This window comes from Luteimonas rhizosphaericola, assembly GCF_029888045.1.
In the GTDB taxonomy this organism is placed as follows: domain Bacteria; phylum Pseudomonadota; class Gammaproteobacteria; order Xanthomonadales; family Xanthomonadaceae; genus Luteimonas; species Luteimonas rhizosphaericola.
Map to the genome: position 1 here is coordinate 1 of NZ_JARXRN010000001.1, position 5,818 is coordinate 5,818.

The 5,818-nt window shown below is 57.4% G+C and carries 7 protein-coding genes; all 7 read right to left on the reverse strand.

Annotation, left to right across the window (positions count from 1 at the left end; translation table 11 throughout):
• Nucleotides 1-704: 704 nt before the first annotated feature.
• The 7 genes from QFW80_RS00005 to QFW80_RS00035 all read right to left on the reverse strand — a co-directional run bounded on the left by QFW80_RS00005 (nucleotide 705) and on the right by QFW80_RS00035 (nucleotide 5,718).
• Nucleotides 705-923: a hypothetical protein gene (locus QFW80_RS00005; RefSeq protein ID WP_149101390.1), complete on the reverse strand. Its 219-nt coding sequence runs from the start codon at nucleotides 921-923 to the stop codon at nucleotides 705-707.
• A 74-nt stretch (nucleotides 924-997) separates the two neighbouring features.
• A complete protein-coding gene (locus QFW80_RS00010; protein WP_280598790.1) occupies nucleotides 998-1,324 on the reverse strand; it encodes a hypothetical protein in 327 nt (108 codons plus the stop codon).
• Between the two features lie 69 nt (nucleotides 1,325-1,393).
• Entirely contained in the window at nucleotides 1,394-1,663 is a 270-nt protein-coding gene (locus QFW80_RS00015; protein WP_280598793.1) for a DUF6959 family protein, read from the reverse strand.
• 62 nt (nucleotides 1,664-1,725) lie between these two features.
• Nucleotides 1,726-2,079 carry a hypothetical protein gene (locus QFW80_RS00020; RefSeq protein ID WP_280598794.1) on the reverse strand — a complete coding sequence of 118 codons (354 nt, stop codon included), beginning with the start codon at nucleotides 2,077-2,079 and terminating at the stop codon, nucleotides 1,726-1,728.
• A 1,296-nt stretch (nucleotides 2,080-3,375) separates the two neighbouring features.
• Nucleotides 3,376-3,780, reverse strand: coding sequence for a hypothetical protein (locus tag QFW80_RS00025; RefSeq protein WP_280598795.1), 405 nt, complete (start codon nucleotides 3,778-3,780; stop codon nucleotides 3,376-3,378).
• A gap of 750 nt (nucleotides 3,781-4,530) precedes the next feature.
• Complete coding sequence (locus tag QFW80_RS00030; protein ID WP_280598797.1) at nucleotides 4,531-4,977, reverse strand: hypothetical protein; 447 nt, start codon at nucleotides 4,975-4,977, stop codon at nucleotides 4,531-4,533.
• A gap of 453 nt (nucleotides 4,978-5,430) precedes the next feature.
• The gene (locus tag QFW80_RS00035; RefSeq protein ID WP_280598799.1) at nucleotides 5,431-5,718 is read right to left on the reverse strand and encodes a hypothetical protein; all 288 of its coding nucleotides are present in this window, start codon (nucleotides 5,716-5,718) and stop codon (nucleotides 5,431-5,433) included.
• Nucleotides 5,719-5,818: the final 100 nt, after the last annotated feature.

Below are 5,818 nucleotides of genomic sequence, written 5' to 3' on the forward strand. Positions count from 1 at the left end.
GCGAAGAACAACCACCGAAGCAACGGCATTGAGGAGCACAACGATCGCAATCACTAAAAGCGTCAGTTCCATCAGCGTCTCCAGAGCCGCCTAACACCTGAGTTAAGCCGAACCGCGTAGTGGAGCGAAGCACATGGCAAGCTTTACCTGCCATGTGGTTTGCGGAACGAAGCGGTTTCGGCTTGAACGCACCGTTAGCCGTCATGCCGCAGACCCTCCAGAAACTCGATCTCCGAAATGCTGCTCTCAGGACGAACATTGATCACTTCCTTGTATGGTTCGGGTCCGCTCAGGTACAGAAGCCTCACCGCTCGCTGACGCAGTGCTTGATCGCCGCAGATGCCTGTCTGATGGGAAATCCACGTAAGGAACATGTCACCAGGTCGATACTGTCCTTTCCAGCTGATCAGCACTTGCCACTGAATCCTCTGCCTGAAGGCTCCTTGGAACGTAGATTCCAGTGCATCGCTTGGCTGGTTCAGAACGCCAATTGGGTACGCAAGGACTACGGCGGAGTTAGTTTGGTACTTTTCCTCGGGCGTAGAGTAAGGCCAAGAACATGCGAACGCGTCGGTGCTCAGCGATAGAAGGGCAATGGCGGTGCAGGCGCGTAGATGGAAGTTCATGACGGCTAACACTTGAATTAAGCCGCGCCGCGAAGCGGCGTCGGCTTGAATGAACTGTTAGGCGGCACCGCCAGACTACTACCCGTCATAGCGCGCAACCAAAGATGACCTTGCTGCTGCCAGTTGCTCCGAGTAGCTAGAAGAGAACGGTGCAACAAGTTGCTTCTCCAGGCTGGTCAGAACCACTCCAAGCGCATGTGCTTCCACTGTATCCGTGACTTGCGCAAGCTTGCCAGAAGAAAGCAGTTCGAAGAGCACTAAAGCTTCGTCGTCAGATAATTGAAATTGAGTCGCCATAGTCCTCTCGTGCCGCCTAACGCCTGAATTAAGCCGCGCCGCGGAGCGGCGTCGGCTTGAATGAATTGTTAGGCCTACAGCCCAAGCTGCAGACCGTTGATGACGCTGTCCAGAACCTTGGTCTCGAAGTCTTGAAGCTTGCGCCACTTCAAAGCGTCCAGTTCTGACCACTGCCCGCCAGCAGAAAGGCGCTTGCCAGTGCGGTGCGCGTCTTGCCAAACGGCCTGGCAACCTTGTTCGCCCGTTAAGCCCTGACGATCCACTATCCGTGAAGCGACAGAGCCAACAAACTCTTTGTCAGCGCCGAGCGCAAGGCCCGTGATTTCGCAGTACGTGTAGTCCGGCGTGGCGGAAGTTGGGAACGAAAGAAGTGCAACTAAGGCGAGAGTCGGAATTCGCATTGTTCTCCCCTGTAGGCTTAACGCCTGAATTAAGCCGCGCCGCGAAGCGGCGTCGGCTTGAATGAATTGTTAGGCATCAGGCGTCTCCGCGTAAGGTAGCGGAACCTGATGCTCGTTGAGTACGGTCTTGTAGTGAGCAAGCATGCCTAGAAGCCTGGTGTGCAGCTCCTGCAGCTCGATCCGGGCGTCGGGACTATCCGACAATGCCTCAGCAGCCAGACCGCACAGCATGTGAAGCGTGTCACCTTGCACGAGTACGCCGGGGAACCGGCGGCCGGGGTGCCTAATCACCGGCAAGTTCGATTGATCTGAGAAAATTTCAACGTTCTCAACGCGCATGATCCGATGCCTAACGCCTGAATTAAGCCGCGCCGCGAAGCGGCGTCGGCTTGAATGAATTGTTAGGGCTCATTAGCCCGGAAGTAGCCCCATAGCAGTGCTGAGAAGACTAGCGCAATGAACGCTACTGCATAAGTAATTAGAAGTAGCCAAGCGCGGCGCCCAAGCAGGTGCAGAGTTGGATCCGCAAGGCTTCTGTAGCGGCGGTTCTTCAGATAACGCATGCGCGCCGATGGAAGCGGCTGGCTAGCGTGACCGACGGCGACGCTTGCGCCGCTTGGGAACAATGCGGTGGAACTTGGCTCTTCCTTTTCGAGTCGCTTGAAGAAACGGGTGCTAGTGACACGACTAGCGATGCCAAGAACGAGCACGATAGCGATCAGCACGATACACAGATAGCCGAATAGTGACGACATGGGACCTAACACCTGAATTAAGCCGCGCCGCGAAGCGGCGTCGGCTTGAACGAATTGTTAGGCGCGTCCCTAGATGCCACGGAGTATCGCGGAACGTTGCTGCTCGAGTTCCGAGTCCGTGATTAGGCCTTTGGACCTCAGGGAAGCGAGCTCCTGAAGCCGCGCCTCCGCTGTTGGCGCTGGTGAGGCTAAGACGTCAATCGACGAAGTCGACAGCCGGGTAGGCCTTCGAACTGCTCGAACGATGAGCCAGATCACGAAGCCGATGCCAACCGGGACGGCCAGAACCAGAAGCACGATGATCCAGTGCCAAATGCTAAAGCTGCCCATTCACCTCTCTCCAGTCTTCTTCGGAGTTGATCAAGCGCCTAACACCTGAGTTAAGCCGACCCGCGAAGCGGGTTCGGCTTGAATGAATTGTTATGCGCGCCAAGGTAAACCCGAAGCCGGCGGCCCGCAACGGGTCCGGGAGAACGCGGAGCACGGAAGAGCGGTCCGAAAGCTCGGGGCAGGTCGAGGCCAGCAAAGACCGAAGCCGATAGCGCCGCCAATCCGTAAGTCATCAAGCCATACTTGTGCCGAGCGGCGCGAACGCGGTGCATCCGAAGCCGAGTGAAGCGAAGCCGGGAAGCGTCGGTGGTCCCGATGTGTCAGCGACCGATCAACGCCGAAGTCAACTACGCAGCGGAAGTCGTCGCATCACCGAAGCCGACAACACCAACACACCTACCCACGCATAACGCTTGAGTTAAGCCGTGCCGCGAAGCGGCATCGGCTTGAACGAATTGTTAGGCGTCATTTGCGGTCGGACGCAGCCATGTACTGGACTGGCGTAACCGAGACTCGCTGAAAGACGCCCTGCGGAGTAGTTGAAACAACTACGTCATACCCTTTCTTGCTCCCGCCGCTGGACTCCCATAGCCACCAGCGACACCGAACTGCACGCTCAGGTGAAGAACTATCTGCGCAGTCGTAGGTTGAGAATGCGAACGGCATGTCGCTTGCAGATACAGCCTTGCCAGAGAACTTGGCTTTCACAGCATCAGCTACCAGCCGCGGAGTGAGCTGATCTGGGGATTTGAGATCAAACCGCCCAAGGCCAGTAGCTATGTCCTCCCAAGCCGACAAGCAAGAACAGGCAATAGGAGACCAAGACACTCCGGCACTGGCCAGACTGGCCGCCAGAAGCAGTGGAAGGCTACGTGTCACGTTGCGCAGAACTTTCATATGACGCCTAACACCAGAATTAAGCCGACCCGCGAAGCGGGTTCGGCTTGAATGAATTGTTAGGCGGCATTAGTAAGCGCCGCCGTCCTGCTTGAGGAAGACGAGGTCCTGGCTAATCTTGTCGTGCTCCACGTCTTGAGCACGGGCAAAGCCTAGTCGCCCGTCATATCGAATAGTTGTAGCTCGACGCAAGTAGCCCGCGAGAGCGTCACGCTCGGCAGCAGGGCTGAAAATGATCTGATCGCCTTGCAGTTGCCAAGAGCCTGTCGCCTCTCCGTAGACACCCAAGCAACCCTGCCAGTCGCTAGCAAAGGTTCCATCGGGGCGAAGGGTGATGTAGACCAAGCGGCCAAGGCCGTCACCGCTGTAGTAGGTACCGGCCAGTTCATTGGCATGCGTGCGCACGGTTGCATCTGTGGCGCAGCCAGTGAGGGACACAAGGAGCATTGCTATGACTGCGATGATCTTTGACATGCCGCCTAACGCCTGAGTTAAGCCGCGCCGCGTAGTGGAGCAAAGCACATGGCAAGCTGTACCTGCCATGTGCTTTGTGTAACGAAGCGGCGTCGGCTTGAACGAACTGTTAGGCGACACGCTACGACGAAAATCGGGGTGCGACAAGCTCTTTGCTTGGGGTGTAGCCGAAGCCTATGCCGAACGGGCGCGCCGGCCCGGAACCTGTCCCCGGACCTGGCCGAAGCCGGCGATGGACGGTCCGATTGCAACGCCTGAGTCCGGCTATCCGAAGGCGGCCGCGACGCACTGTCCCCGGCGCGCTTGCGACCACTGCCCGAAGCCAAAGATGCTTGCAGCACGTTAGCCAATCCGATTGCCACAATACTCAGTGACACGACATTGCAGCGTGCCACCTAACGCTTGAATTAAGCCGCGCCACGAAGTGGCGTCGGCTTGAATGAATGGTTAGGCCTGCGAGCGACGCTGCATCACTGACGTCGCGCGGCCGATAACGTACAGAACGATACCGCCGATGAAGCTCCCGTAGGCCACCCTAAATAGCATGTCGCCGCGAGCAATCGGGGCAGGCTGGAGGAAGAGCCAAGCCCCCAAGATGAGGCTGACGGCAAGCAGTCCGAGTCCTACCAAGAGGTAGATGTTTGTAACGCCAAATCGAGCCATTGAATCTCTCCGTCCTTGGGTCCTGACACGCGGGCCTAACACTTGAATGAAGCCGCGCCACGAAGTGGCGTCGGCTTGAATGAATTGTTAGGCGCCACCGTCATAGTTGAGGGCGCCTTGCCAAGACCTAACACGCACCCTGTCGATGTCAGAGGCGGCACTCCACGACGGTATGCTCGCGGCAGCTCCAGCCTCCACTTGCGTTGAGCCCTTCCAGGTCTCACCGGACCACCACGAAACAATCGCCACTCGCTCGGACACGATTTGTCGTATGAACTCTAGCGCGGCTTTTGTCCCGAAGTGCTCACCATCTCCAATAAAGTCATCGAAGTGCGAGTGATAGAAGTCGAAGCCAACAGTGACTTCATTGTTTGAGGTGTCGATATGCAGCCCATGCTCCACGTCCGCCATCGGTGGCGCAGGCACCTGGATCACCAGATAGCGTGTCCCGTCATCTGCAGCTTCCCAGCTAACGAACTCTGTCCACTCGGGGAACTCAACGAATAGTTCTTTAGCGGCCTCAGAGATGTCCATTTGTGACGCCTAACACCTGAGTTAAGCCGCGCCGCGAAGCGGCGTCGGCTTGGACGAATTGTTAGGCGCCAACCGCTGGTGCCTGACCTGTGAACACGAAAGCAACTGCGGCAACCAAGAGTAAAGGAAACCAAAGTTGCAGGACGAGGCTGGCCCTAGGGCGAGAAGACCGGAGCCTGTGCGCGAGCCAAAGCGACGCTATGGCCACAATCAGGGGCAAAATTGTCCAGAAGAGCAAGGCCGATTGCAGAAGTGGCGCACAGTCGATTCGCCAAGACTCACAGGCCAGCTGTCTGCTATAGGGCATCACCACGTACGTGAAGAATGCAGCCGATCCGGCACCGAGCAGAATCAAGGCTGTCAGAGCATGACGTAGCATCTTTGGGGCCTAACGCCTGAATTAAGCCGCGCCGCGAAGCGGCGTCGGCTTGAATGAATTGTTAGGCCCCAAGCCTACCGGATAAGTAGCCATACAAGCGACAGAACCGGAGATGCGGCCGCAAGGACCAGAATGACGCCAACGGCAATCCTGAGCGGGCGAAACCGACCAGGGTGGCCAGTGAAGAACGACAGGCCGGTAAAAGCCAAGCCGAGGCAAAAGACCGGCATGGCGATAAGCAACTCAAGGTAGCCATGCGGAGAAGGACTGAACAGCTTGTACAGCCCGAAGCCTGCGAGCATGAGCGCGAGGCCGCCACCGAGTATCCACGGATTGATCGGGTGCCGAGACTCTTCGATCATTCTCTTGGGGCCTAACGCTTGAGTTAAGCCGAACCGCGAAGCGGTTTCGGCTTGAACGAATTGTTATACAGCCACGGATAGTGCCGAAGCCCAGGAGCAC